The 23,545-nt window shown below is 56.4% G+C and carries 22 protein-coding genes; 15 read left to right on the top strand and 7 right to left on the bottom strand.

Going from position 1 to position 23,545, the window contains the following annotated elements; translation table 11 throughout:
- The 5 genes from EC836_RS08210 to EC836_RS08190 all read left to right on the top strand — a co-directional run bounded on the left by EC836_RS08210 (nucleotide 1) and on the right by EC836_RS08190 (nucleotide 6,802).
- Nucleotides 1-1,494, top strand: coding sequence for a glycoside hydrolase family 32 protein (locus EC836_RS08210; RefSeq protein WP_123331906.1), 1,494 nt, complete (start codon nucleotides 1-3; stop codon nucleotides 1,492-1,494).
- A gap of 12 nt (nucleotides 1,495-1,506) precedes the next feature.
- Nucleotides 1,507-2,520 (top strand): OmpG porin family protein, encoded by a 1,014-nt coding sequence (locus tag EC836_RS08205; RefSeq protein ID WP_123331904.1) that lies wholly within the window; start codon nucleotides 1,507-1,509, stop codon nucleotides 2,518-2,520.
- A 518-nt stretch (nucleotides 2,521-3,038) separates the two neighbouring features.
- Entirely contained in the window at nucleotides 3,039-4,163 is a 1,125-nt protein-coding gene (locus EC836_RS08200; RefSeq protein WP_233599177.1) for a mandelate racemase/muconate lactonizing enzyme family protein, read from the top strand.
- A gap of 80 nt (nucleotides 4,164-4,243) precedes the next feature.
- A complete protein-coding gene (locus EC836_RS08195; protein WP_123331902.1) occupies nucleotides 4,244-5,590 on the top strand; it encodes an MFS transporter in 1,347 nt (448 codons plus the stop codon).
- A 459-nt stretch (nucleotides 5,591-6,049) separates the two neighbouring features.
- Nucleotides 6,050-6,802 carry a Crp/Fnr family transcriptional regulator gene (locus EC836_RS08190; protein ID WP_233599175.1) on the top strand — a complete coding sequence of 251 codons (753 nt, stop codon included), beginning with the start codon at nucleotides 6,050-6,052 and terminating at the stop codon, nucleotides 6,800-6,802.
- A 39-nt stretch (nucleotides 6,803-6,841) separates the two neighbouring features.
- Here EC836_RS08190 and EC836_RS08185 read toward each other — a convergent pair whose 3' ends face one another.
- Entirely contained in the window at nucleotides 6,842-7,141 is a 300-nt protein-coding gene (locus EC836_RS08185; RefSeq protein WP_123331899.1) for a helix-turn-helix domain-containing protein, read from the bottom strand.
- Nucleotides 7,141-7,494: a type II toxin-antitoxin system RelE/ParE family toxin gene (locus tag EC836_RS08180; protein ID WP_123332162.1), complete on the bottom strand. Its 354-nt coding sequence runs from the start codon at nucleotides 7,492-7,494 to the stop codon at nucleotides 7,141-7,143. The genes EC836_RS08185 and EC836_RS08180 overlap by 1 nt, the downstream gene beginning before the upstream one ends.
- Nucleotides 7,495-8,358: 864 nt before the next feature.
- Between EC836_RS08180 and EC836_RS08175 the strand changes: the two genes are divergently transcribed.
- The 7 genes from EC836_RS08175 (at nucleotide 8,359) to EC836_RS08145 (ending at nucleotide 13,425) form a co-directional block, all read left to right on the top strand.
- Nucleotides 8,359-8,907, top strand: a complete 549-nt coding sequence (locus EC836_RS08175; RefSeq protein WP_123331897.1) for a PTS glucitol/sorbitol transporter subunit IIC — start codon at nucleotides 8,359-8,361, stop codon at nucleotides 8,905-8,907.
- Between the two features lie 14 nt (nucleotides 8,908-8,921).
- Nucleotides 8,922-10,016 (top strand): PTS glucitol/sorbitol transporter subunit IIB, encoded by a 1,095-nt coding sequence (locus tag EC836_RS08170; RefSeq protein ID WP_123331895.1) that lies wholly within the window; start codon nucleotides 8,922-8,924, stop codon nucleotides 10,014-10,016.
- Nucleotides 10,017-10,029: 13 nt separating this feature from the next.
- Nucleotides 10,030-10,398 (top strand): PTS glucitol/sorbitol transporter subunit IIA, encoded by a 369-nt coding sequence (locus tag EC836_RS08165; protein ID WP_123331893.1) that lies wholly within the window; start codon nucleotides 10,030-10,032, stop codon nucleotides 10,396-10,398.
- Between the two features lie 13 nt (nucleotides 10,399-10,411).
- On the top strand, nucleotides 10,412-11,191 hold the full coding sequence (srlD, locus tag EC836_RS08160) for a sorbitol-6-phosphate dehydrogenase (RefSeq protein WP_123331891.1): 780 nt from the start codon (nucleotides 10,412-10,414) through the stop codon (nucleotides 11,189-11,191).
- A 43-nt stretch (nucleotides 11,192-11,234) separates the two neighbouring features.
- Nucleotides 11,235-11,600, top strand: coding sequence for a transcriptional regulator GutM (gene gutM / locus EC836_RS08155; protein WP_123331889.1), 366 nt, complete (start codon nucleotides 11,235-11,237; stop codon nucleotides 11,598-11,600).
- Nucleotides 11,601-11,692: 92 nt separating this feature from the next.
- Nucleotides 11,693-12,460, top strand: a complete 768-nt coding sequence (locus EC836_RS08150) for a DNA-binding transcriptional repressor (protein ID WP_123331887.1) — start codon at nucleotides 11,693-11,695, stop codon at nucleotides 12,458-12,460.
- A gap of 2 nt (nucleotides 12,461-12,462) precedes the next feature.
- Entirely contained in the window at nucleotides 12,463-13,425 is a 963-nt protein-coding gene (locus EC836_RS08145) for a KpsF/GutQ family sugar-phosphate isomerase (RefSeq protein ID WP_123331885.1), read from the top strand.
- Nucleotides 13,426-13,617: 192 nt separating this feature from the next.
- Here EC836_RS08145 and EC836_RS08140 read toward each other — a convergent pair whose 3' ends face one another.
- The 4 genes from EC836_RS08140 to EC836_RS08125 all read right to left on the bottom strand — a co-directional run bounded on the left by EC836_RS08140 (nucleotide 13,618) and on the right by EC836_RS08125 (nucleotide 18,529).
- Nucleotides 13,618-15,099 carry a sugar porter family MFS transporter gene (locus EC836_RS08140; RefSeq protein WP_370347175.1) on the bottom strand — a complete coding sequence of 494 codons (1,482 nt, stop codon included), beginning with the start codon at nucleotides 15,097-15,099 and terminating at the stop codon, nucleotides 13,618-13,620.
- A gap of 108 nt (nucleotides 15,100-15,207) precedes the next feature.
- Nucleotides 15,208-16,149, bottom strand: coding sequence for a sugar phosphate isomerase/epimerase (locus EC836_RS08135; RefSeq protein WP_123331882.1), 942 nt, complete (start codon nucleotides 16,147-16,149; stop codon nucleotides 15,208-15,210).
- Between the two features lie 9 nt (nucleotides 16,150-16,158).
- Entirely contained in the window at nucleotides 16,159-17,337 is a 1,179-nt protein-coding gene (locus EC836_RS08130; RefSeq protein WP_123331880.1) for a Gfo/Idh/MocA family protein, read from the bottom strand.
- A 268-nt stretch (nucleotides 17,338-17,605) separates the two neighbouring features.
- Nucleotides 17,606-18,529 carry a substrate-binding domain-containing protein gene (locus EC836_RS08125; protein WP_123331878.1) on the bottom strand — a complete coding sequence of 308 codons (924 nt, stop codon included), beginning with the start codon at nucleotides 18,527-18,529 and terminating at the stop codon, nucleotides 17,606-17,608.
- Nucleotides 18,530-18,817: 288 nt separating this feature from the next.
- On the opposite strand from EC836_RS08125, the gene EC836_RS08120 reads away from it, so the two are divergent.
- From EC836_RS08120 to EC836_RS08110, 3 genes are all read left to right on the top strand, one after another.
- On the top strand, nucleotides 18,818-19,840 hold the full coding sequence (locus EC836_RS08120; RefSeq protein ID WP_370347074.1) for a LacI family DNA-binding transcriptional regulator: 1,023 nt from the start codon (nucleotides 18,818-18,820) through the stop codon (nucleotides 19,838-19,840).
- 243 nt (nucleotides 19,841-20,083) lie between these two features.
- Nucleotides 20,084-20,638: a TetR/AcrR family transcriptional regulator gene (locus EC836_RS08115; protein ID WP_123331876.1), complete on the top strand. Its 555-nt coding sequence runs from the start codon at nucleotides 20,084-20,086 to the stop codon at nucleotides 20,636-20,638.
- A 207-nt stretch (nucleotides 20,639-20,845) separates the two neighbouring features.
- Nucleotides 20,846-22,045 (top strand): multidrug effflux MFS transporter, encoded by a 1,200-nt coding sequence (locus EC836_RS08110; RefSeq protein WP_123331874.1) that lies wholly within the window; start codon nucleotides 20,846-20,848, stop codon nucleotides 22,043-22,045.
- Nucleotides 22,046-22,090: 45 nt separating this feature from the next.
- Here EC836_RS08110 and EC836_RS08105 read toward each other — a convergent pair whose 3' ends face one another.
- Nucleotides 22,091-23,533, bottom strand: a complete 1,443-nt coding sequence (locus tag EC836_RS08105) for an FAD-binding oxidoreductase (RefSeq protein WP_123331872.1) — start codon at nucleotides 23,531-23,533, stop codon at nucleotides 22,091-22,093.
- Nucleotides 23,534-23,545 lie beyond the last annotated feature (12 nt).

The raw sequence follows: 23,545 nt of genomic DNA, 5'->3' as shown, positions 1-23,545 counted from the left end.
ATGAAAAAATTAACCTCTGCGGCGCTGGCCGCACTGCTGCTGCTGGCGGGCGGCAATATTCCCGCTTATGCACAAATGGGTAAGGAAACGCTGGAAAATAAAAAAATTACCCACGTTGAAGACTTCTTCCCGAAAATTAAAGGTTCATTCGTAGGCGACCCGATGCCGGCTTACGATAACGGTGAATTTAATATTTTTTATCTGAATGATATTCGCGGCGGCGGCGATTTAGGCGTGCACGCCATTCATTTACTTTCCAGTGCGGATTTATATCACTATCAGAATCACTCCGAGGTTATTCCCTATGTAAATGATGTCGACAGTCCGGAACTGTTATTAGGCACCGGCTCAATGATTAAGGTCGGCGATACCTGGCACGCCTGGTATACCGCGCACAACGCGAATGTTTTCCCGGTGGAATCGATCATGCACGCCACCAGTCAGGACCGCATTCACTGGGTTAAGCACCCGCAGGACACGATGTTACCGGGCGCGAACTATCGCGGTAACGACTTCCGCGATCCGCACGTGGTGTGGGTGGAGGAGAAACAGGAGTACTGGATGCTGATCACCACCCGCAGCAACGGGCGTGGGATCATTGCCCGCTACAGTTCAAAAGATTTAAAAACCTGGCAGGATCGCGGGGTCTTCTTCGATAACGACACCATTGCCCCGGACTCCAATCTGGAGTGCCCGACGCTGGTTTATTTCAACGGGCGCTGGTACCTGAGCTTCAGCGATCAGTGGCCGCTGCGCCTGACGCAGTACCGCGTGGCGGATAACCCCGAAGGACCTTGGCACAAGCCGGATCATTACGTATTCGACGGCGCGGGGCTGTACGCCGGTAAGCTGGTGATGAAAGACGACCGGCTGTTTGTCTTCGGCTGGATCCCTACCAAAGGCGGTGAAAGCGACGCGGGCAATATCGACTGGGCGGGGAATCTGGTCGGGCATGAGCTGACCGCCGGTGCCAACGGCCAGCTGAACAGCGTGATCCCGCAGGAGCTGCAGGCGGCAATCGACGCCAACGGCGGCAGAACCCGGACGCTGGAAAGCACCGCGCAGGTTGACACCACCACGCAGTTTGGCCCGCTGCGCTCGGCGGTTTATCCGGCCTTACCGAAACGCGGTGTGCTGACCGCCAGCGTGGAGATACCCAGCGCCGGAATGGCAATGAGCTTTGGCGTGAATAATAACAACGTCGGCGAAGCTCGGCTCAACGTGGTGTTTAATAAAAGCAAAGGGAAGGTCTATTTCTTTAATTCACCGCTGGCCTCGGTTAATCAGGCTAATGCTGAGTCCTGGGTTGATATTCCAATGGGTGAAAAAGTCGAACTCAAGGTGCTGATCCAGAATTCGATGGCGGTGTTCTATATCAATAATCAAGCCGCATTCAGCACGCGAATGTATGCCATGGAAGACAAACCCTGGAGCATCAGCCTGCCGCAAAAAGATGGCATTCACGCCGAATTAAAATTTAAAGAAATGCTTTAACGGGATCTTATTATGAAAAATTATCATGCCCTGGCGGTTGTTATTGCACTGATATTACCCGGCGTCACCCATGCCAGTATGAGCCTGGCAAAAGACCGGGCGGGAAACGTGATTGCGGTCGATCCCTGGTCCTATCTTGACGAGGCCGTGATGTGGACCTCGGCGCGATCTTCAAATCCGGCCGGGGGAAAAATCCACGGCCAGCTGAAAGTGAAGTACGCCATCGAGGATAATAACTGGCGCCACAACAGCTTTCATAACGGCAGCGAATCGGCCACCTTTGTGCAGGGCGTAATGCGCCACGATGCCCTGCCGGGCTGGTATCTGGCGTTCTCCGACGGGCGCACCACCAACTATAACGGCGCCTGGGATAATCAAACCTACCTTAGCCAGGATCAGTGGACGCAGGTGATTGTCGGCCATGAATACTTCTATCAGCGGCTGCGCGTTGGCTGGGATGTGATGGGCGGCAGCGCCTCGCAGGAGGACCGCTGGCAGGCGCGTGCCAAGTTCTTTGCCGACCTGCGGGCCACGGATCGGCTGTCGTTCTTTGGCTATCTTTATCAGCAGATCGACCATCGCCGCAGCGGCGCATCGCAAAACGACCGCGATGTGCGTTCGTTCCAGATCGAGCCGGGCGTACAGTACATTATCAACAACACCACCGGCGTCTGGTTCCGCCAGGCGTTCTCCTCCGGCATTCTTGAGCGGGCGCAGTGGGGCAATATCGACAGCAAGCGCTGGACGACTTCCGCCGGCGTCTGGCACAACTGGGGCCGGCTCTCCACCACTTTTAGCGGCGGCTACGGTCACTTTAAAAAGGACAACGCGCTGCAGGATAACAGCGAGGTCTTCCAGGATACGCGCTATCGCTTTATCAAGCTGTCAGCCAACTATCCGATCACCACACGCTTCACCGTGTCGGGGGAAGTGACCGGCTCTGATATTGCGCAGAGTGGAAACTGGGTAACCAACGGTGATGCCATTACCACCGAATATAAGCTGATGCTGGATTATAATTTTTAACCCGGCGCAACCTGCCGACCGCGATTGGCAGGCCTGGCGTTTGCAAAGCCTGCGATGTGCCCGAATTTGGCGTTTCGGGCACATCAGCAGATCTCTCGCAGGCCTGGGTGTGGCGGCTTATCCGTTGCTTTCCTTCTGTTCCCCTGACGATAATATCGTACCTATACACTTCCTGGCCTGTTGGATTAATATTGGTTGTTTCGATAAATAATAGTATGTATTTTTTATTGATAGATTTTTAAGTTTATTAAAATATTTATTCGGGTGAGTGTACGTTGGGTTTAGGGTCTTCTTTTATGTTTTTCTGCGGTTATTTAAGAGTAAGTCTCAGTGGGTTCTTTTTGTTTCCCCTGGGGTATTTTATTTCCATCCGAACTGAATAATTTTCTGAAAATCAGATCCAGCTCAAACTTTCAAACTAAATGCATCGGCAGCAGGGGATGTGTATGCCGTTTGACAGTCATCGGTTTTGGTCGTTGTTAGAGTATACCCACATTAACATTGCCAGGTAAAAACTGATGTCTAACACACTGAAAATAAAGAAACTCACCCCGTTTATTATGCATGTTCCTGTCACAAAAAATATTATCGGTGACTCCACCCACAGCATTACCCACTGGGGCATGCCGGGTGTGATGATTGAAACCGAATGCGGGCTGGTGGGCTATGGCCATACCGGTACTCATGCGGATATCACTACCGACCGGCTAATCACCACTATTATCACCGACGTTTTTGGCCCGATGCTGATTGGAGAAGACCCGACCGAAGTGCGCCACCTGCACCGCAAGTTATCCCGCAGCTCAACCAATATATGGGTAGGACGCGGCGGACTGATGCAAATGGCGCTGTCGGCGATTGATATTGCACTGTGGGATCTGAAGGCCAAACACGCCGGGCAGCCGCTGTGGCAGCTGTTTGGCGGATCGAAGCAGGCGAAAGTCGCCGCCTATAACACCGACTGCGGATGGCTGGTGCGTGAAACCGCCGAACTGGTCGATGACTGTAAAAAAATGATCTTCGAAGAGGGCTTCAACGCCATCAAGATGAAGATCGGCAAGCCGGACCCGAAAGAGGATATCCGCCGGATCGAAGCCGTAAGAAACGCCATCGGTGACGATGCTCAACTGATGGTTGATGCCAATGCCAAATGGGATATCAGCACGGCCAAGCAATACGGTCCACGGCTGGCCGACTATGACATTACCTGGTTCGAAGAGCCGATGTGGCATGATGATGTCTCCAGCCACAAAGAGCTGGCAAAACATATGACCACGCCGATTGCACTGGGCGAACTGCTGTATCAGTTTGATTCCTTTAAGGAGTTCGTGCTGGCCGGTGCCGTTGACTACCTGCAGCCCGATGCCACCCGCTGCGGCGGCCTGACGGCGGTATGGGAAATTGCCGACATGGGCATGGCGTTCAACCTGCCGGTTACCCCGCATCATGGCGATATGATGCAGGCTCAGCTGCATCTGGTGATGGCACACCCGGCCTGTTCGCTGCTGGAGTATATTCCGTGGACGCTGGACTGCTTCGTTAACCCGGTGGTGGTGAAGGACGGCGTGTATCAAACGCCAGTTGAGCCGGGCGCGGGCACCACGTTACGTCCGGAAGCTTTAGAGCGATTCAGCGTCAGATAATCCGGTTTTACTATTTCAGGACTGTACCCTTTATTTCATCACTGTATCGATAATTAAAATAACATCAGCAGAGGAATGTCATGGATAAAACGTCTCCCGATCATTTGTCCGTCGCCATCAGTAAAGCGATAAAAAGAATTATCCCGATGGTGACGCTTATGTTTATTCTGGCCTATCTGGACCGGGCGAATATTGGCTTCGCTAAACAGCAGTTTCAATATGACACCGGGCTGAGCGATGCCGCCTATGCGTTTGGCGCGGGAATATTCTTTATCGGCTACGCGCTGTTTGAAGTGCCCAGTAATATTCTGCTTTATAAAGTGGGTGCCAGAATATGGCTTGGCAGGATTATGATTACATGGGGCCTGGTTTCCGCCTCAATGATGTTTGCCCATACCGAGAACGTATTTATCTTCCTGCGTTTTTTACTCGGCGTGAGCGAGGCCGGTTTCTTCCCGGGGGTAATTCTGTATCTGACGTTCTGGTTCCCGCTGCATATCCGTGCCAGGGTGACCGGTTATTTCCTGTTCGGCGCGCCGCTGGCGTTTATTATCGGTGGGCCGCTGTCGGGTGGGCTGCTGACGCTGGACGGCACGCCGTTTGCCTTTGGCCTGCACGGCTGGCAGATGATGTTCCTCGTTGAGGGGCTGCTGGCATCTATCGTCGGGGTGTGGGTGATTTTTTACCTGGACGATCGCCCGGAAAAAGCCAAATGGCTGAACGCCAGCGAGAAGAAAGCGCTGTCCGATAAGCTGGCAGCGGAGGACGAACAAAAAATTGCCCATGGGCCAAAGGGCGCACTGGCGGCGCTGTTGGATATCAAGGTGCTGTATCTGTGCCTGATCTGGTTTACCGTGCAGGTCTGCGGCTACGGAATTTACTTCTTCCTGCCGACGCAGATTGCCACGCTGATGGGCACCAAAGTGGGTCTGCTGGTGGGCTTTGTTACCGCCATTCCGCCTTTGTGCGCGGCGATTGCGGTCTATTACGTGCCGCGCCTTTCCGAGAAGCTGGGCGAGCGGCGGATCGTGGCGGCGGTGACCTTTATGCTCGGCGCGGCGGGTATTGCCATCTCCGGCTTTGCTGACAGCGTCCCGGTTATCGCCATTACCGCGCTGTGCGTGGCCGCGGCCGGGCATCTGGCGATGCAGCCATTGTACTGGACGTTCCCTTCGTCCTATCTGGGCGGCACGGCGGCGGCTTCCGGTATTGCGCTGATTAACTCGATGGGCAACCTGGGCGGTTTTGTTGCGCCGAACATCCGGGTCTGGGCGGAGCAGACGTTCCACTCCGCGCGGGCAGGGCTGTATTTCCTCGCGCTGGTGACCTTTATCGGCGGCGTGATGATCCTGCTGCTGCGCCGCATGGGGATGGATAACAAGGTAGCGGTTCCTCACTCCACGGAACCTTCGGCCGCGCTGAAATGAAAGGAGATGAAGCTGGCTGCATTTACGAAACGGGATATTCAATCGGGCAACGCGAAAGCTAAGCAGCGGACAGGGTTCGCCCCCGGTTGAAGCATCTGCAGCGCAGAATGAAAAGACGAAGTTGGCTGAATTTACGAAACGGGATATTTAATCGGGCAACGCGAAAGCTCAGCAGCAGACGGGTTTGCCCCCGGATGGAGCATCCGCAGCGCTGAACGGAGGAAGGAAGCCCGGATTCGCCAGCAGGGAAGCTGGCGAAATGGGCAGCCGTGCAGGACGCACGTCTGCGGCGGTCCGTAAGGCTGACGCGCGACGTGAAGGGACCGCGAAGCGGCGCGAGGACCAGCCCGGCCGGGGGCAAACCCCGTCAGCGCGATCGCCGAAGCCAGCAGACATCAAATAAATGCTATAAATTCCCATCCCGATCCCCATTCCCACCCGGCAGCAAAGGTAAACAACGTGAAATTATCCGACAACGGCCAGTACCTGCTCCAGCCCGAAGGCGACGTTATCACCCTGTCGGAACAGGAACTATTGGCGATCCTCTCCACCAGCAGCTGGTTTAACGAACTGCCGGACTACCTGATCGCCAAAATCGTCGAGCTGTCCAGCATCCGCAGCTACGAAGATGGCGACGTTATCCACTACCAGGGCGATTCCTCGCGCGGACTCTATGCGGTGCTCTCCGGCGCGGTAAAAGTCAGCTCCCTCGGGGCCGATGGCAAAGAGTGCGTCTTTCGCTACCTCGCGCCCGGCAGCTGGTTTGGTGAAATCGGCATGCTGGATAAATCTGCCCGAACCCACGATGCCCGCGTAATTAACAAAACCCTGCTGCTGGTGCTCTCCTCCCACGATGTGCAGACGCTGTTAAACCTCTATCCGATTTTTTATAAATTCCTCGCGCTGCTGCTGTGCCGGGTGGTCAGAAACGCCTTTACCATTCTGAACGACACCACGCTGCTCTCGGTATCGGCCCGGCTGGCAAAGCGATTAATCAGCCTTGCGGAAGCTTACGGAGAGCCGCACGAGCGGGGCATTCTGATTGGTCTGTATCTGACGCAGGATGATATGGCCACCATCATCAACACCACCCGCCAGACGATTAATAAGCGGCTGGTGGACTGGCAGAAGCTGGGTTGGATTGATGCCAGATACGGAAAAATATTAATTATGAATTCGGAAGCGTTAAAACAGCTTTATCTGGATGAATAGTTTTGCGCGGTGTGTGCCTGTCCTGCTGACGTTCGGGAATTAAAGGTGCAGTGCAATACGTTTGCCGTTAGGGAGCGTGACGTCCAGCGATAATTCACCACCGAGAGCTTTGACATAGCGTTTTAACGTAGAGAGTTTCGGATCGTTTTCTACCTTCTCCATCTTGACGATGGCCGGCTGCGTAATTCCCATGGCATCCGCTATCTGCACCTGGGATAGCTGAAGCTCTTCACGGATCTTTGCCAGCGTGTTTTCCTGGCGGATCTCATCCGCCCGCGCTGCAATGCGTTCCCGACTTTCGAGAGTTCGCTGTGCCAGCAGTTCTTCGAACGTTGCCATTATTCCTCCTCCAGACTTTGCAGATGCTTTGCATACTCTGTATCTGCCGTTTTAATCAAACGCTTGTAGAAACGCTTTTCATCTTCACCTTTTTTATCACCCGCGCATAGAACGATAGCTCGTCTGCGGGGATCAAAAGCAAAGCAGGTTCGTACAGGATGCCCTCCCACCTGCACCCTCAACTCTTTCATATTTGAGTATGATGAACCGTTGAGTGTATCAATCTGTGGTCGCCCGAGATTAGGGCCATCCTCCCGTAAGAGGGTAAGTACCGCTAAGATCTCTTCCTGTACTGCATCACTTTGCCGGGCAAACCATGCATCAAAGCGTGGCCGTGTAATTATCGTCCAAATTTGCATCACCTATAACCTTCAGGTTATACAATTATGATATAACCCGTAGGTTATAGCATCAAGTATTGTTCTTCCTTTTATTCCCCAGGTTTACAAAATCATGCATGCAGATTGAGCGTGTCAACGTAAGCGGCTGTTCCCTTGTTACATTTTCAACGTTTTTAGTTTGTAGGAAGGTGGTGCTGTGAAGTTCGGGCATGGGGTTCAGCCTCTGCTGCTGCTCGAGGGCTGTCCTCACGCCGCGTTGCGGTGCCTTCGGTTACGCCATTGCGCCGACGGATCGGCCAGGATTGAACGTCCCTGTTCAAACCCGGCCTGACGCCAACATCCCTGCTGTCGTCTCCTGGCACAATGGTTTCACCTCAGCGCTGCGGATGCCCTTGCGCAGCAGCAGAGGCTGCCCCCTTTAATCCATTCCATCGCTTTTCGGCTTTCAGACAACACAAAAGTCATAGAGCAGGCTGGCAGCGCCCCCGATCGGGCAATCCACAGCGCTGAACGGAGAGAGGAAGCCAGGATTCGGCCGCATGGACGCGGGCGAAAGTCACAGTCGGGCCAGGACGGCCCGTCTGTGGCGGTCCGACCGGCTGACGAGCGAAGTGAAGGGACCGCGAAGCGGCGCGAGGACCGCCCGGCCGGGGGCGCTGCCAGCCAGCGCTAACTCCTACCCTGTAAACAACTTAAACGACTATTCACCCACTTCCCATCCTAAATGAAAGATTTTACCTTTCATTGTTTCTTTCACAATGAAAGATTTTATAATCGTTTTGTGACATAGATTGCTTTTTTTAAATGGTTTTCGATCTACCTTCTTAGCGCTGTGAATAAGAACGTTTTATCTGTTCTCTATGCGAGGGGTTAACAATGATTGAAAGCATCACCCACGGGGCCGAATGGTTTATCGGCCTCTTCCAGAAAGGCGGGGAAGTGTTTGTCGGCATGGTGACGGGCATCCTGCCGCTGCTGATCAGCCTGCTGGTGGTTATGAACGCGCTGATTGTGTTTGTCGGCCAGCGCCGCATCGAACGGCTGGCGCAGCGCTGCGCCGGGAATCCGGTGTCCCGCTATCTGCTCCTGCCGGTAATCGGCACCTTTGTCTTCTGTAATCCGATGACGCTAAGCCTCGGCAAGTTTCTGCCGGAAAAATACAAGCCCAGCTACTACGCCTCGGCCTCCTACAGCTGCCACTCCATGAACGGCCTGTTCCCGCATATCAACCCCGGTGAACTGTTCGTTTATCTCGGCATCGCCAGCGGGCTGACCACGCTGAATCTGCCGCTGGGTCCACTCGCGGTCAGCTATCTGCTGGTCGGCATGATCATGAACTTCTTCCGTGGCTGGGTGACCGATCTGACCACCACCATCTTTGAGAAAAAAATGCGTATTCAACTGGACCGTCAGGTTCGTTTATAAGCGCGGAGTAAACGATGGCTAACACGATTGAGATTAAAAAAGGCGAGAGCGGCTGGGGCGGCCCGCTGACTCTGACCGCCACACCAGGCAAAAAAATTGTTTATATCACCGCAGGCACGCGTCCGGCGATTGTCGACCGACTGCGGGAAGTCACCGGCTGGGAAGCGGTGGACGGCTTTAAGGAAGGGGAACCGCCGGCGGAAGAGATCGGCGTGGCGGTGATCGACTGCGGCGGCACGCTGCGCTGCGGTATCTATCCGAAGCGCCGTATTCCCACGGTTAACATTCATGCCACCGGCAAATCCGGCCCGCTGGCGCAGTATATCGTTGAGGATATCTACGTTTCCGGCGTGCGTCCGGGCGATATCAACATCGTGGCTGAGAGCGTGGCGGCTCAGGCGGATGCGCTGGGTGCCGCCAGCTCGTCGGCAGCGGCGGGTTCCACAGCCTCGGCGGCGACTGCCCCGGTTTCAACATTAGCGCCGGCATCGGGTACCGCCTCGGCAACCGCGACCGGTTCAGCGCCGGCTGCTTCCGGCACGCGTGACTACGATACCAGCAAAAAAATCACCGAACAGAGCGACGGCCTGCTGGCGAAAGTCGGCATGGGCATGGGCTCGGTGGTAGCGGTGTTCTTCCAGGCGGGTCGTGAAACCATCGATACCGTGCTGAAAACTATCCTGCCGTTTATGGCATTCGTCTCGGCGCTGATCGGCATCATCATGGCCTCCGGGCTGGGGGACTTGATCGCGCACGGACTCACGCCGCTTGCTAACAGCCCGGTCGGGCTGGTGACGCTGGCGCTGATCTGCTCCTTCCCGCTGCTGTCGCCGTTCCTCGGCCCGGGTGCGGTAATTGCCCAGGTGATCGGGGTGCTGGTTGGCGTGCAGATCGGCCTTGGCAACATTCCACCGCATCTGGCTTTACCGGCGCTGTTCGCCATCAACTCGCAGGCCGCGTGTGACTTTATTCCGGTCGGCCTGTCGCTGGCCGATGCCCGCCAGGAGACGGTACGCGTCGGGGTGCCTTCGGTACTGGTTGGTCGTTTCCTGACCGGCGCACCCGCGGTGCTTCTTGCCTGGGCGGCGTCCGGGTTTATTTATCAGTAGCAGGGGAGAACGTATGAAGACCATTTACGAATCCACGTTTGTCGCCGTCGGCGCAGAGGCCATGTCGGCGCTGGAAGACAATTTCATCATCACCTTCGGCGAAGGCGCGCCGGAAGATGTCGCCGAGTACTGCTTTATCCACCGCACCGATATTAATGACGGCGGTGCGTTTGGCGCCGGGTCGGTGCTGGCTATCGGCGAGCAGCACTGGCCGGTGACGGCGGTGGGTGAGGTGGCGCGGGAAAACCTGCGCGACCTCGGGCATATCACCGTGCGTTTTGACGGCGCAGGTGAGGCCGAGTTTCCCGGCACCGTCCACGTCTCCGGCGCTGCGCCGTCGGCGATTGGCGCGGGCCAGAAGTTTCGTTTATTGAGTGAATAACCAGGAGAGAATCATGGATCAGGTTGCTGTAGTCATCGGTGGCGGTCAGACGCTGGGTGCTTACCTGTGCGAAGGGCTGGCGGAAGCCGGCTATCGTGTTGCGATTGCTGACCTTAATATTAAGAACGCCCGCCGCGTTGCGGACACCATTAACAACCGTTATGGAGAAGGGCGTGCTGCAGGTTTTGAGGCGGACGCCACCAAAGAAGCCAGTGTCGTGGCGCTGGCCGCAGCGGTGGATGAAACCTTCGGCCGTTCCGATCTGCTGTTATACAGCGCGGGCGTGGCGCGGGCGGCACCGATTACCGAGTTTGGGCTGAGCGATTTTGACTTGTCGCTGCAGGTTAATCTGGTGGGTTATTTCCTCTGCGCCAGAGAGTTTTCGAAGCTGATGATCCGCGACGGCATTAAAGGCCGCATCATCCAGATCAACTCCAAATCCGGTAAAGTGGGCAGCAAACACAACTCCGGCTACAGCGCGGCCAAATTTGGCGGCGTGGGGCTGACCCAGTCGCTGGCGCTGGACCTCGCGGAGTACGGTATTACCGTGCATTCGCTGATGCTGGGCAACCTGCTGAAGTCGCCGATGTTCCAGTCCCTTCTGCCGCAGTACGCCGAGAAGCTGGGCATCGAGCCGGAAGAGGTGGAGCAGCACTACATCGACAAGGTGCCGCTGAAGCGCGGCTGCGACTATCAGGATGTGCTGAACGTGCTGCTGTTCTACGCAAGTGATAAAGCCGCCTACTGCACCGGACAATCGGTGAATATCACCGGCGGGCAGGTAATGTTCTGATGATATACCGGCAGCTTTGGCTGCCGGTTCTGGAGGTGATTCGATGGATCCTGTTAATAGCTTAATCTGCCTGGCCGGGGTGGCCTGGCTGGGGCAAATCGCGCTGGGCTGGATGCAAATCCGCCGCTTTAACCAGGCGCTGGCCGACCTGGCCGATAACAACGGCAGTATCAGCATTGGTCGTTCTGCCGGGCGCTTTAAGCCCCGCGTCGTCGTGGTGCTGAGCCTGGATGACGATCGCCGGGTGCTCGGCAACTTTTTAATGAAGGGGCTGACGGTATTTTCCCGACCGCAGAGCGAAGGGATGCTGACCGGAAAACTGGCCAGCGAAATCCGTCCCGAGATCATGTTTCCGCGTAATAAATCCGCGCAGCAGGCGCTGGCATTAGCCATTTCAAATAAACGGTGATACCTTTCATTCTGAAAGATTAATCCTTTGCATCACGCGTTATGCCGTCCGGGGTGAAGAGGAACAGTTCAGATATTGCAAAGGACCGTTTTATGAAACCTGTACAGCGTCAGGCACACATTCTCGATTATCTTCAGGATAAGGGACGCACCACCGTGGAGGAGCTGATCGCGCACTTCAACACCACGGGAACCACTATCCGCAAGGATCTTGCCCGGCTTCAGCAGGAAGGCGCGGTGATCCGTACCTACGGCGGCGTGATGCTGAACCGCGATGAAGGCGATCAGCCTATCGACCGAAAAACGCTGATCAATATCGAGAAGAAAAAGCGCATTGCCGCGCTGGCGGCAGGGCTGATCCACGAGGGCGACTCGCTGATTTTTGACGCGGGCAGCACCGTGCTGCAGATGGTGCCGCATCTGGCACGCTTCAACAATATTACCGTGATGACCAACAGCCTCGGCATCGTCAACGAACTGGTGGAGCTGAACAACGATCAGGTGATCCTGATGCCCGGCGGTACCTACCGCAGCACCTCCGCCTCGTTTCACGGCAGCCTGGCGGAATCCGCCTTCAGCCACTTCAGCTTTGATACGCTGTTTATCGGTGCCGACGGCGTGGAGATCACCGCGGGCGTCACCACCTTTAATGAAGTCTTTGCCGTCAGCCAGGCAATGTGCCGCGCGGCGAAAAAGATTGTGCTGCTGATCGACTCCTCCAAGTTTGGCCGCCGCAGCCCGAACGTGGTGTGCAGCCTGGATGCGGTCGACGTGCTGATCACCGACAGCGACGTGGCGGATGAAACCGTCGCCCAGCTGCGGGAAAAAGGGATTCAGGTCATTATTGCTGGGGAGAATTAACCGTGCGAGACATTTTACTCAACGCGGCGCGCGAAACCATCGCCACCGAACTTCAGGAAGCCGCCAGCCTGCCCGACAGGCTGAATGACGACTTTTTGCAGGCCTGCATGATGGTGCACGGCTGCGGGGGCAAGGTGATTGTCAGCGGCATCGGCAAGTCCGGCCACATCGGCAGAAAAATCGCTGCCACTCTGGCCAGCACCGGCACCCCGGCGTTTTACGTGCATCCTGCCGAAGCGCTGCACGGCGATCTGGGGATGATTTCCGCCGGGGACGTGGTGATCCTGATCTCCTACTCCGGCCACGCCGCCGAATTCGTGCGCATTATTCCGCTGCTTAAAGCGCTGCCGGTGGGGATTATCGCCTTTACCGGTAATGCCGCGTCACCGCTGGCGCAGGCCGCCGATCGCTGGATTAATATTCACGTGGAAAAAGAGGCCTGCCCGCTGGGGCTGGCCCCGACCTCGTCAGCGGTGAATACGCTGATTATGGGCGACGCGATGGCGATTGCGCTGATGCGCGCCCGCAACTTCAGCGAGCAGGACTATGCCCGCACCCATCCGGCGGGGAGCCTGGGCGCGCGCCTGCTGTGCCTGGTGGGCGACATTATGCGTACCGGGGAGAAAATTCCCCGCGTCAGCGTGGAAGCCAGCATTACCGATGCGCTGTTTGAGCTGACCCGCACCGGGCTGGGGCTGGTGGCGGTCACGGGTGAGGACGGCGCGCTGAAGGGCGTATTTACCGACGGCGATCTGCGCCGCTGGCTGCTGAAGGGCGGGGTGATTGCGGCCCCGGTAAAAGAGGCGATGAGCACCCCCGGCTTTACGCTGTTGGCTTCGCAGCATGCCGCCGAAGCGCTGGCGCTGTTCCAGCAGCGCAAAATCTCCTCCGCGCCGGTGCTCGGCGAAGACGGCATGATTATCGGCGCGATTAACGCTCATGATATTCGTGAGGCGGGGATCTAAGCGTCCGCGCGGGCGGGGTGCGAGAGTGGGCAGCGCAGGGGGCGATGTCGGCCAGGTGCGCCAGACCGGGGAAGGGAAACGGGCCGTAGCGTTCTGCCACGGCCCGTTTAACCTCGGTGTATCCCGACCCTGCTCGTTCAGGACATTATCTTCCCAATGCTACCGTCCTGCTCCCTGCGTTTCACAAGCCGCTCAGCCCGCCTGGCGCGCCGTCTTCTGGCGCTTCTGCGCTTTCAGCGCACTCTCTTCGTCATACTTGTCACGCAGATAGTGCTCAATCTGCTCCAGGCTGCGGTTGCGGGTTTCGGGGATATATTTCAGCACGAAGATAATGCCGACAATGCCCACCGCGCCGTAAATCGCAAAGGTGCTGGCCAGCCCGAACGACGCCAGCAGCACCGGGAACGACATGGCGATGATCACGTTAGAGCACCACAGGGCAAACACCGCGCCGCCCATGCAGATGCCGCGAATTTTCGCCGGGAACATTTCGGAGAGCATCAGCCAGATCACCGGCGCGTAGGCACCCTGCATAAAGCACAGGAACAGCAGCATTGAGCCTAAGATCAGATAGCTGCGCAGCAGATTCACTTCGCCGCCGATATGCTCCGGCATAAACGCCGAGATCGCCGCCAGCAGGAACAGGCAGCAGGTGCAACCAATCTGCCCCAGCGCGGCCATTTTACGTCGCCCGATGTAGCCCAGCAGCAGAATGCCGATCATCACCATAATCACCGATACCACGCCGTTGGCGATGGTGGCGAACAGCGCGGCGTTGGTGCTCATGCCGGTGTTTTGCAGAATTACCGGGGCGTAATACATAATGCTGTTCACCGCCGTTGCCGCATGGAAGAAGGCGAAGCCCACGCCGATCAGAAACACTTTGCGCATCCACGGTACGCGCAGATCGCGCAGTGAACCTTTCTCCTGTGCCTGGGCGGTCATGGTTTCTTCGATCTCCATCATCTCCCAGTCCACGTCTTCCTTCGCCCGGGTGCGGTTCAGCACGTCGCGTGCCTCGGCAAAGCGGCCCTTCAGCGCGTACCAGCGTGGCGTGTCCGGCATATACAGCATGCCGAACCACAGCAGCACCGCAGGCAGCGTGGCGATGCCCAGCATCCAGCGCCAGGTGTGTTCGCCGCCCCAGATTTCGTTAAAGGCGAAGTTCGACATATAGGCCAGCATCTGCCCGGTCACGATCATCAGCTCGCTGATGGACACCAGCTGCCCGCGCCGGTTGGCGGGGGCAATTTCGGCCAGGTACACCGGCACCGTGGTGCCCGCGCCGCCCACGGCGAGGCCGAGAATCACCCTGGAAATCAGCATGATCTCCAGATTGGGCGCCATCGCCGTACCGAGCGCGCCAACGGCGAAGATAATCGCCAGGATCAGAATGATTTTCCGCCGCCCCAGACGATCGGCCAGGCTACCGGACACCAGCGCGCCGGTGGCCGCACCGACCAGCAGGGAGCTGGTGACCAGCCCGGTGGTAAAGGGGGTTAGCTGCAGCTCCGGCCCCATAAACAGCAAAGCACCGGAGATCACCCCGGTATCGTAACCAAACAGCAGGCCGCCGAGGGTGGCGATGGCGGTGATCACTTTCACTAAGGGTTCGGTCCGGGTTTTACTGTTAGGGCCAGATGCCGGATTTTTAGAGATGTAATGTTCCAAAATTCACACTCCGGATAAAGACTGGGCTATGTGGTGTGGTTGTTATTGGCCAGTCGGGGATTGAAATAAAGGATGTGGGTGGCCGCACGCGGCGGCCACCTGAGAGCAGGACTACTGGCTGATGGTTTGCTGCAGTGCGGCGATAGAGGAGGTGACGCCCGCTTCCACCGACATGGTGAGATCTTCCATCTCCAGAGAAACCCAGTCGTTGTAGCCCATCATGCGAACTACCGAGAAGAACTCCTTCCACCACTGCAGATCCTGGCCGCAGCCGACGGCCACGTAGTTCCACGCGCGGTTGGCGACGTCTTCCACCGGTTTGGTTTCCAGCAGGCCGTTGATGCCGACCAGGCCGCGTTCCATACGTACGTCCTTGCCGTGAACGTGATGGATCGCCGGGCCCAGGGCGCGGGCGGCAGCGATCGGGTCGGCGCCCATCCACAGCAGGTGGCTCGGGTCGAGGTTCAGGCCAACGGTTGGTCCCACGGCATCGCGCAGGCGGAACAGCGTTTCCGGGTTCCACACCAGCATTGAGCTAAAGTTTTCCAGCGCGAATTTTTCCACGCCGCACTCTTTCGCCCGGGCAACCAACCCCTGCCAGTAAGGGATCGCCACTTCATTCCACTGGTAGTCGAGGCAGTTTTTCAGCGTTGGTGGCCAGCTGACGGTATAGGTGATCCAGTTCGGAATGGTGTCCTGCGGGCTGGCCGGGGGCAGGCCGCTCATCATCACGATTTTCTTCACGCCAAAGTGGCCCGCCAGCTGTAAGGCTTTATCGGTGTCACTTTTGTGGCGCTGGCCCAGTTCGCCCGGATCGAGCGGGTTGCCGGAGACGTTCAGCGCGGCGATCTGCATGCCGCGGCTTTCCAGCGCCTGCAGAACCTGCTGGCGCTTAGCCGGGCTGGCCAGCAGTTCGTCGGTGCGCAGATGCGGGGCGGAAGACCAGCCGCCGGTGGTCATCTCCACGCCGGTCACGCCGAGTTCCAGCAGTTTATCCAGCATCGCTTCGAAGGGCAGGTGGCCCAGGCTGTCGGTACAGAATGATAATTTCATGGCGGTGCCTTACTCGTAGTTAACCCAGGTGGAGCCGTTGTCGGCGGAGCGTACACAGTTTTCAATCCAGCGAACGCCTTCCAGACCGGCGTCGATATCGGGATAGATCAGGCTGTCCAGCGTCTGGCGGTCGCCGCGCTGCTGCGCGCTGATGGCCACGGCGAATTTCAGGTAGATATTGGCCCAGGACTCGGCCAGTCCTTCGGTGTGCAGCGCGCCCAGGCGCTCGTCGGCCAGTGCGCTTTCATCGAGGTACGGCATGCCGTGGTGCATGGTCTGCGTCGGCTGGCCCTGAATTTCATACTTCAGCTCGCCCGGGTTGTAGTCGCTCCACTGCAGGCTGGCTTTGGAACCAATCACGCGGATGAACTGGCTGTCCATAGAACCGGCGTTGATGGAGGAGGCCCACATACGGCCAACCGCACCGCCTTCGTAGTGCATCAGCACCATGGCGTTATCTTCCAGCGGCGCGCGCGACGGGATAAAGCTCTGGCGGTCACACAGCAGCGATTTGATATGCAGCTCCGGCAGCACCAGCTGGGAGATGTAGAAGGTGTGGGTGGAGATGTCGCCCAGCACGAACGTTGGTCCGGCAATTTTCGGATCTACACGCCATTTCTGCGATTCGCTGAATTTGTCGGCGCTGTCGTTAGCGCTGAAGCCGTGGGTGTACTGCAGCTCGACCATGCGCACATCGCCGATTTCGCCACTGGCGATCATCGCCCGCATCTGCATCAGCAGAGGATGGCCGGAGAAGCCGTAGGTTACGCCAACAATCAGCCCTTTTTCCGCCGCCAGCGCTTTGATTTCACGCGCTTCTGCGGTGGTGAAGAACAGCGGCTTTTCGCAAATCACGTGAATACCGGCGTTCAGCGCGGCTTTGGTGATTTCATAGTGGGTGCCGTTTGGCGTGGCGATGGTCACCACTTCAATGCCGTCTTCGCGCTTCGCTTCTTCCGCCAGCAGCTGCTGGTAGGTGTCGTAGCAGCGCTCTGCCGCCACGCCGAGGTTGACGCCGAAATCGCGACCGCGTTCGGCATCGATATCGAAGGCGCAGGCCACCAGTTGATAGGCGGTGTTATCACGCAGCGCACCGCTGCGGTGCTTGTAGCCGACCTGGCTCAGGCGTCCGCCGCCGATCATGGCCCAGCGCAGAGGACGAGGGATTTTTCTTTCGCCGTTAAGCATATCTGACTCCTGAATGTTGTTTTGCACCCGGGTGCAAAAAAGGACGTTAATCGGATTTCACAGACGGTGATAAGCGGTGTTGCCGTTGCTTGTCATGTACTGCACTTTTAGAGATGGCGAAGATTAAGTCAATCGAGCTGATGCAAAATTCACCATCTGGATCACAAAAATTCAACAAATTGCACCCGGGTGCAAAAGTGGATGTTTCGAAAATACATCCACTGTGATATGTGACTTATCCGTAATTAAAACAGGTATTTAATGTGATTTACTTCGCATTTCTTTCGGCAAAGCTGGCGTAGTTCTGTTTGGTCACGACTTCGTAAGGGATCAAGTTGTAGGCTTCGGTCGGCTGTTTTTCCAGCATCGCTTTGGTCACTTTTACCGAGCCGATAGCCTGGCCTTTCGCGTCCTGGAAGATGGTTACGGCCATTTCGCCATTTTTGATAAACTGCAGTCCGTCGGGAGTGCCGTCGATACCCGCGACCACGATATTGCTGCGCTTCGCCTGGTTCAGCGCCATGATTGCCCCGATGGCCATTTCGTCGTTGTTGGCGGCAATACCGTCGATCGCCGTGCCGTTCAGCAGCCAGCTGGAGGTGACGTCAACCGCCTCGTTACGCTGCCATTTTGCACTCTGTTTTTCGATAACTTTCATATCCTTATGCTTTGCAACCACCTCTTCAACCGCGCGGGTACGCTCGCGGGCTTCTTCGGTCGAAAGCGCACCCATCAGGATGGCGACGTTGCCTTTGTAGTTCATTTTTTTCGCCAGCTCTTCCATCTGCATCCGTCCGCTCAGCGCCGAGTCGGAACCGACGTAGGCCTGCATGCCTTCCAGCTTCACTTCCGGCTTACGGTTGACAAAGATCAGCGGAATGCCGGCACGTTTGGCGGCGTCCATCGCCGGTTTCACGCCCTGGGTATCCACCGGGTTGATGATAATCGCATCTACCCCCTGGTTAATAAAATCATCCACCTGCTGGATCTGTAACGCCACGTCACCTTTGGCATCAGAGAACTGGCCGTTCATTCCCTGATTTTTTAGCTCGGCAATCATTTGCGTGCGCAGAATGGAAACGAAGTTTAGATCGAAGTTCGCCAGGGCCACGCCGACCTGATAGCTTTTGGCCTGGGCCTGGAACATAAACAGCGAACAGAACATCAACAGCAGCACTTTGATATTTTTCATTTTTTTATTCCATATCATAAGGTTGTAGGTTGATTCACACTACGAATGCAACCGGGTGCAAACAGAGGGGTACTCCGCCGGAGAAGAAATCTGCTTTCGCCAGGGAAGTGATGGAAATGTCTTCCACGGCTAAAAATTAGTCAATGACCGAAAGTGAAAATCACCGCTCTTGATCACATAAAATTAACATTTTGCACCCGATTGCATATTATTTTTTCGGTTCCTTTTCCACCACGATTAGCGTTCAATGCAGGGGGCAGATTGAGCAAACTCTGAAACGCAGGGGCTATGACCACAAAAGCAAAAATGCACCATAAAACCACCGCCAACGACGTTGCAAAGCGGGCGGGCGTCTCGAAATGGACGGTTTCACGCGCGTTTACGCCGGGGGCGTCGGTTTCCGATCGCTCGCGCGAAAAAGTGCTGGCCGCGGCCAGCGAGCTGGGCTACCGGCCAAATCTGCTGGCGCGCAGCCTGTCGAAGAAGAAAACCAATATCATTGGTGTGGTGATCGACGAGCTGAAAAACCCGCATCTGATGATGCTGCTGGACGCCGTTACCCGCCAGTTGCAGCGACGCGGCTGTATGGCGCTGACGCTGAATATCACCCCGGGGGAAAACTACACCTCGGTGATGACCATGGCCGATCAGCTGCAGGTCGACGGGATCCTGTTTCTCGGCACGCTGCTGACCGATGAGCTGATCGCCGTAGCCAACGATATGCTGCATATTCCGCTGGTGCAGGTTTGCCGCAACAACGACGCGGAAGATATCGACGTGGTCAATATCAACGGCCACCAGGCGGGCCGCGATATTGCCAGCCTGCTGATGCAGCAGGGATATCAACGCTTTGGTTACCTCCGAGGACCGGACACCCGCAATGACCATTTGCAGCGTATGCAGGGCTACAGCGGGCGGCTGCAGGAAGACGGTTTTCGTTGCGACGTGCTGCTGAGCGCCGGGCATTACGATCGGCATTCGGGCTATCGTGCCATGGCCGATTACCTGCAATCGGTACCCGCAGAGCAGCGGGTGGACGCGCTGTTTTGTGAGAACGATATCCTGGCGCTGGGCGCACTGGAAGCGCTGCGGCTGGCCGGTCATCAGGGTGACATTGCCATTGTCGGCTTTGACGATATCGATGAAGCCGCCGCAGAGGGCTGGCAGCTGACCACCTTCAGCCAGCGCATTGATTTGCTGATCGCCGAGGCGCTTAACCGCCTGATTGACGATCGGGCAACGCCGGAAGGAGAGTGGCGCAAAGGCGAAATTCGCATCCGACGTTCCCATCTGAAAAATAGCCCTAAATAGCACCGTGTGAGGAAATGCACGTTTTTATGCGTGCATTTCGTTATTGATTTATTAAAACATCAGCTTTCCGTAAATTTATCGTCTTGAATGGTTAAAGCGTCTTTCTGCCGCCTTATTACCTCAGCATATTATTATATTGCTGCAATATTCACCGAAAGTGATAATGACGGTTATTATTAATATTGGTAAGATCTTCGCCGGAATGATATGATTCGTGCAGTTTTTTAACAGGGTATATTTAGCATGGTTGGCGAGACTCGAACCGCAGCAAAAATGAAGAAAAAAATCATCATCGATGCAACCCTGAGAGTTCTGCGAAAACAAGGCATAAACCAGTGCAACCACCGCGCCGTTGCCGAAGAGGCCGGGGTTCCGCTCGGTTCGACTACCTACTATTTTAAAAGCCTTGATGACCTGCTGGAAGCAGCGATGCGGTCTTACCTTTATGATTTTAAAGCGATAACTGAAAGTTGGTTCTCAGAACATGCTGCACTGCCGCCTGCCGATATCGTGATAAAATTTCTGGTCGCTACGCTGATGGACCGGAAGCTGATCCATCACGAATATGAGATGTATGCGGCGGCGATATCCCGGCCAGCGCTCAGGCCACTCAGCCTCAGCTGGCTGCTGATTATTGAAGATATGATGCTGAAATACGTTACGGGAGATCGGCTTAAATCAAAACTGCTCTCCTTGATGATTGACTCGCTGCTGATGCGCAGCGTGCTTGAACCCGACAGTATTCTTTTTGACGAAGTGAATTTGGTTACCACCATTCATCTGCTCCTTCAGGAATGATTTTTAATTTTATCGTCACTAAAATTTGGTAATTAATACAAAAAGACATCAGCGGTGATGTCTTTTTTTGTTTTTCTTATCTATTAATTTACACGAAAACAAGTTGTACAAATGTACATGTTAAGTAAAATCGTAGCGCTTCCGGCGCTGTCACCGATCGTGCCCGGTTAATCCTGATTCTCACTGGCAAAAACTATGGGTGAATGAATGTCCGACGTAAAAACGCATGATGCGGTTCGCATCAGTCCTGCGCTGATTGTCCTGCTCTCTTTGCTGACGGCGCTCGATGCGATGGCCATCGATATGTATCTTCCCGGCATGCCGGAGATGGCCGCTGCCCTTAATACCGATGCGGGGCAGGTGCAGCTGACGCTGGCTATCTTTCTTGCCGGGCTGGCGATTGGGCAGGCGCTGTATGGTCCCCTGCTGGATCGGTTTGGCCGCAGGACACCGGTGCTGGCGGGAATGGCGCTGTTTTCCGCGGCATCATTTGGCGCTGCGGCAGCCACCTCCGTGGAGATGCTGATGGCGATGCGGTTTTTACAGGCGCTGGGCGCGTCGGCCGGGCTGGTCAGTCCGCGCGCCATCGTCTCCGATCGCTACAGCGGCGGGGAGGCGGCAAAAATATTTACTATTCTGATGCAGGTGATGATGATCGCACCGGTGCTTGCCCCGATCGTTGGTGGCTACGTGCTGGGCCTGGGCGACTGGCGGCTTATTTTTATCACGCTTGGACTGCTGGGGACGGCGGGCTTTTTCTGGTGTGCCGCATCGCTGCCTGATTCTCTGCCAGCGGCCAAACGCACGCCCCTGCATCCCCGATCGATTGCGCGCGCCTACGCAGCAGTGTTAAAAAACCGCAGCTATATGCTCTACACCCTGGCCAGCGGCGTGGCGCTCGGTTCATTGTTCAACTACATCGGCACCTCTTCTTTTATCTTTACCCATTTCTATGCGCTTTCGCCCCAGGCGTTCAGCTATATCTTTGCGCTCAATGCGCTGGTCAGCATCGCTGCCGGTTTTATTAGCGTGTGGCTGCTGAATCAGGGGATGTCTGCCAGGGCGGTGACGATAGTCGGTTTGGGGATCCATGCGGCAACGGGCCTGCTGCTGGCGATCCTGCTGGCGATGCACGCTGTTACAACGGTCGGTTTTACCGTGATACTGGCTGTGGCAATGGGATCCCTGGGCCTGATCTACGGCAATATCATGGCATTAGTGATGCAGAATGCCGGTAGTTCGGCCGGGGTGGCCGCGGCGGTGATGGGGGCGCTGCAGTATCTGCTCTCATCGCTGATTGGTTATCTTATCAGCCTGTTTCCGCAGGGGCCGTTAAGCCTGGCGGTAAGTATTCTGCTCTGCGGTCTGGTGGCGATCGCGCTCTGTATACGGGTAAGAAGGGCATAAAAACAGCCCGCGCATGAAGCGGTGCGGGCTGAAATACCGGCAGGATCAGTGGCGGAAGGTGAACGGTGAGCCGTCGCTGAAGCGGTTGAAGCGGTAGATATGAGGATTACAGGTGGTCTTTTCGCCGGTCATTAACTCCGCCAGCATCTGACCGGCCGCCGGGCCGGTCGTCAGGCCATTGCCTGAAAAACCGGTTATCACGTAAATATCGTTGCGGTTAGCGACGGCGGAAATATACGGCGTCGAGTCCGGACTGGCATCAATAATACCGGCCCATTGCTCCTTCACCGTGGTCTGTTGATACGCAGGCCAGGCGCGGCGGAGGTTTGCCAGCGCCTCCTGCGTTGCCGCGTGGTCAACCTTGCCGGACAGCATTCTGATCTCTTCAAACGGTGTAATATCCTGCGCCGACCAGCGTGACTTCATATTCAGTGAATCGAAGAAATCGCGGGTGAACGTTATTTTCAGCAGATCCGATGAATAGCGCAGGCTGGGGAAGAAATCGGTCAGGTATTTAAAGCTGGCTTTGGTCACCGGGGCGATATGCTGCATCACGCCAATCGACGTTTCACCGTTTGCCATCTGCCGCCAGACAAAATCAGGGCCGTAGCCCGCACCCGGTAAGGTGCCTTCTGCGCTGCTGATGCGCAGCATGGAAGAGTCAATCGACAGCTGCGGCAGATGATAGCCAGCATTCTCGGCGAACAGCGCTGACCACGCCCCTCCTGCCAGTACCACATTCTGGCATTTGATAAAGCCCTGTTCGGTATGGACGCCCGCAACCCGGCCCGCTACGTAGTCGATGGTGCGTGCGGCGCAGGGCGAGATAATTTTCACCCCTTCGCGCATGGCCCCTTCGGCGATGCGCGAGACGGACCAGACCGGCTCTGCGGTTCCGTCGCTGGCCTGAAACAGCATCGCTTTGTATTTGTCTCCGGACCCGGCAATCACCGCGTTCATCGCCGCGCCGGAAACGATGCGGGCATCGCACTGTGGATCCCGCGCACGCGCGTGCTTCAGCCACGCTTCGGCTTCCGCGATTTCTTCATCGGTGTGCATCATGACGTAGTTGCCCGATGCCCGGAACCCCACGTCGGTATCAAAGCGGCTGGCAAAACCTGACCAGATGCGCTTGGACTGATTGGCTAACTCATACTTGCCCAAATCCCAGTGGTTGGAATAAACCCAGCCGAATGCCCGACTGGACTGCTCTCCGGCCACCACGCCTTTCTCCAGCACCACCACGTTCAGCTTTTTTTCGTTGAGGAACAGCGCCGTGGATATCCCGGCGATACCGCCGCCAATCACCACCACGTCCGCTTCCGCCGGTAGCGCCGTCTGGGTTGAAACCGCCTGAGCGCGTGGGATCTGCAAAGCGGAAACATACCCGGGGCGGGAGGCGGTAAATACCCCCGCCGGAAAGCCCACCGCTGCACCGGCAATACCGCATCCTGCACCCATTAAAAATTTACGCCGACTGACTGACATCACTGTTCCTCG

Origin of the sequence: Erwinia sp. JUb26 (assembly GCF_003751505.1) — a bacterium.
GTDB lineage: Bacteria > Pseudomonadota > Gammaproteobacteria > Enterobacterales > Enterobacteriaceae > Erwinia.
This window is presented reverse-complemented; position numbering and strand designations above follow the sequence as displayed.